We start from the raw sequence: 3,903 nt of genomic DNA on the forward strand, positions 1-3,903 counted from the left end.
GGACCTCGGTTCGACTCCGGGAGGCGCCTCCATTCTCTTCTTAAGAAGATTGAATGTCTGCGACACTAGCTCAGTTGGTAGAGCGCAACCTTGCCAAGGTTGAGGTCATCGGTTCGAACCCGATGTGTCGCTCCAAATTTTAAGCCCCGACCTATTGGTCGGGGCTTTTTCGTATGAGCTCAATTCAGGTTTTACATTCTTACTTGAAAAGAGCACACAAAAAAGCACGTAATGATAAAGTCATAACGTGCTGGATTTTGTACGTAGGTAAATAGTGGTTGTTAGTACCTAACGACTAAACTGTTGCATTAATCGTTGTAGATCTTCAATACGGGCTACCAAGTCACTGGTTCTCTGAATAGAGCCTTGGGATGTACTCGCGGTATCATCAGCAAGAGCTTTAATATTACTTACGTTACGATTCACTTCTTGAGTCACGCTGGCTTGTTCTTCAACCGCAACGGCAATTTGATGGCTACTTGCAGTCACTTTATCAAGTTTCTCTGAAATAATATTCAATACATCGCCGGTTTCATCTGCTAATACTTTACAGTGATCGGAACGAATAATACCTTGTTCCATAGCTGTTACGGCTTGCTCTGACGTTTCTTGTAGATGACGGATCATGGCATGAATTTCGCTGGCTGAGTCACCGGTTTTTGAAGCTAGATTTCGCACTTCATCGGCCACAACAGCAAATCCTCGTCCAGCTTCACCAGCCCGCGCTGCCTCAATGGCTGCGTTTAGTGCAAGTAAATTGGTTTGTTCCGAAATGGTGGTAATTACATCGAGGATTGTATCAATCTTCTGAGTATCTTTAGATAATTGGTTAATGATGTTCTGTGAATGGCTTAGCTCTGCAGCCAAGCTATTGACTTCATTGATAGTCGATTGAATGCTCATTAAACCTTTGGTCGATTCTGCGTTTGCTTCATCGGTCATTGCAGAAGCGACTGAGGCGGCTGTCGCTACTTCGTGTATTGAGTGACTCAGTTCTTCAACGGCAGTTGCGACCTGTTCAGTTTCTTGGCACTGTTGATTTAGACTTTGGCCCATACTTTGTATTGTGCCAAATTCGTCTTCCGCTGAGATCAATATTTTGCTGGAGGTATCAGTTGCTCGTCCTGTTACGGCACGCAACTGCGCTTTTTTCATGGTAATGGCGAGATCGATTTGAGAATAGTCATCGAAATAGTTGGTATACACCTTTTCCATTAGCGGATTACTGTAGGTTTCTTCTGCTATGGATTGAGTTTGTTTAAAGCGGTGATATTGATAAGTCTGACTGACTAGCGTCAATAACAATAGGGCAGATGTGATGGCCAAAATAGTTTGAGGCAAGATAAATAACGCGATCAATGAACTAATAAATGCAAGCCAAGTAGCGCTCAGAGATAACTTGTGAAGTGGGATTCGCTTTGTTTTGCTTACTTTCCCTTCATTAAGTCGCTGATAAAGCTTCTCGGCTCTAGCGATTTGTTCCGGAGCGGGTTTGGAACGAACTGATTGGAATTCAATGACATTACCACTTGCATCAGTGATGGGAGTAACAAACGCCGATACCCAATAATATTGATTGTCATTACATTGGTTTTTTACCAAACCCATCCAACTATTACCTGACTTCAAATATTGCCACATCTGGGCAAAGGCCGCTTTGGGCATGTCTTTGTGTCTGACTAAATTATGGGGTTTGCCCAATAAATGCGTTTCTTCATATCCAGCAACATCACAAAACTCACTATTGGCATAGGTAATGTAGCTTGATGGATCGGTCGTCGAGATGAGATTAGCGTGAGCGCTATAATCTTTGTTGAGCGATGAGTCTTTATTCATTTTGTATTACTCACTCTAATTTCGTTTATAAGTGGGGTCTTCTTCGGTGAAATACACACCATTTTAATAAGTTTATATGGTATATCAATTACATAGTAATGCGTATTGTCATGTGATTGGTTTGACATTTATCAAACTAAATTGGTTATTTTTTCACTATTTAATATTGAATATTTTGTTCACCGCTGATGTTACTAAATACAGCATTCGTTTTATTGGCGCTTGGTTTTTAAAGAACAATTCATCAATGTTTTGTGAAATTAAAGCGATTTAGCAGCCTGTTCAAAATCTATTGGAATTCTGTTTCGGCTGCGCTCAATACTTGAACTGGAAGTTTACGTTTCTCAAAGTTAAAGCGTTCACCCACATCCATAAATATCATCTGATTTCGACCAGAAGATTTGGCTTTATAGAGCGCGTGATCTGCACGTTCAAAGAGAGTGTACAGATCGTCATTGTCGGCTAGTGTCGCGACGCCAATAGAAGTCGTGACAGAAAGGTGGTAGGGCGGTACAGATACAGGAACCTGCATCTCTTTAACAAGGGTAAGTACTCGATCTGCGATTTGTTTAGCCGTTTTTGTCTCACATCCTGGAAGAAATACGACAAACTCTTCACCACCATAACGTCCAAAGATATCGCTCTTACGAAAGTGAGATTGCAACGTTCTTGTCAGAGTCTGTAATACGGCGTCGCCAGTAGGATGTCCCCACTCATCATTTATACGTTTGAACTTGTCTAAATCAAGGACCAGAATAGAGAGTGGTATTTCTTTTATTTGACAGCGTGAAATGGCGTTATTAGCCAACTGTAGAAGCATTCTACGATTATAAATTCCGGTTAAAGGGTCTAAGTTGGCTTGGCGGTACATACGCAAAATCATGTGCAATTGTGATATTTGAGACCATATTACAAGAACAGATAGAACTGTCTGAATCCAATAAGCGGATAGATTTTGCGGAGCCATAATACTACCGGACATGTAATCTACCGCGAGATGAAATATCGCGGTTATAGCCATCAGCAATAGGCTTTCTATGGCCGTTAGAGGGAAAATGGTAAGCATCACTACATGAATGATTGGCAGTAAAGCATAAGTCGATTCGAACTCGAAGTTGTGGCCGGGAAACTCAAAAAGAAAATTGGTGAATACATAAAACAGATTCACAGCAAGAACCAGAAAGAACAAAGACAACCGTGCTTGCTGTAATGTTGTCTGACGTAAACTGGTAAAGCCTATTGCGATTAGAGTGACTGCAAGAACGAATCGTCCCTGAGTTAACATGGCTAGGCTACCGGAATCTGAAATTAAAAAGGTATCGAGCGGAATCCAAAGTAGCACTAGTAATGCCCAACCGAAGCAAATATTGGCAGTACGGCTACGAATGTAACTTGCACGAGTGGCGTTAAAGCTGTTTGTATGTCGCTTACTGCTTAGTAGCTCCTCAAGCGTCAATCTATAAACTGTAAATTGGTGCCAAATTCTTTCAGTAAGCGAAGACATTGTAGTTCCTGAGGTTTGATTGGTTCTAAGACTCGTTCTTTTTTATTAGTTAGTTATGCGAGTAGAAATTACAAAATTGATAATCTGAGGCTTTAAAAGTGGGTACTTAGCAAAGAAATTCAGTAAGTAATCGAATTGTTGTATTTATGAGAACTTTATAACATTAAACGAAAGTTTAGTAATGGGAATGCCGTTGAAAATGTGTTTTATATCGCCCTAAATTTTATCTGGACATTAAAAATTACGGTTAATGTTTATGTTGATCACAATTTTATGTACTAGATAGGAGATCTTACATTTTTATACTATGGAACGAAGTTTGTTCAAAGTGATTAAGTTACAAACGTGAGAGGCTGCTTTTTAATCGTTTGATTCATTAGATGAAAAATAGTGTTGACTCATTTTTCTTATCGAGTAAAGTACGTCTCGTTCCCAAGGCAAAAGCCAAAAGGAACGGTGGTGTCTTCATCGCAATTGCGTTGCCCTGGTGGTGGAATTGGTAGACACAAGGGATTTAAAATCCCTCGGCGTTCGCGCTGTGCCGGTTCAAGTCCGGCCCGGGG

Annotated in this window: 2 protein-coding genes and 1 tRNA gene; 1 reads left to right on the top strand and 2 read right to left on the bottom strand. The window is 40.7% G+C overall.

Annotation, left to right across the window (positions count from 1 at the left end; genetic code table 11):
- The first annotated feature begins 59 nt into the window (after nt 1-59).
- A tRNA-Gly gene (locus DZ860_RS23455) sits at nt 60-135 on the top strand.
- A 153-nt stretch (nt 136-288) separates the two neighbouring features.
- Here DZ860_RS23455 and DZ860_RS23460 read toward each other — a convergent pair.
- Both DZ860_RS23460 and DZ860_RS23465 read right to left on the bottom strand, forming a co-directional pair.
- On the bottom strand, nt 289-1,836 hold the full coding sequence (locus DZ860_RS23460) for a methyl-accepting chemotaxis protein (protein WP_120035693.1): 1,548 nt from the start codon (nt 1,834-1,836) through the stop codon (nt 289-291).
- Between the two features lie 289 nt (nt 1,837-2,125).
- Entirely contained in the window at nt 2,126-3,340 is a 1,215-nt protein-coding gene (locus tag DZ860_RS23465) for a GGDEF domain-containing protein (RefSeq protein WP_120035694.1), read from the bottom strand.
- Between the last annotated feature and the right edge of the window lie 563 nt (nt 3,341-3,903).

Source organism: Vibrio sinensis (assembly GCF_003605645.1).
GTDB lineage: Bacteria > Pseudomonadota > Gammaproteobacteria > Enterobacterales > Vibrionaceae > Vibrio > Vibrio sinensis.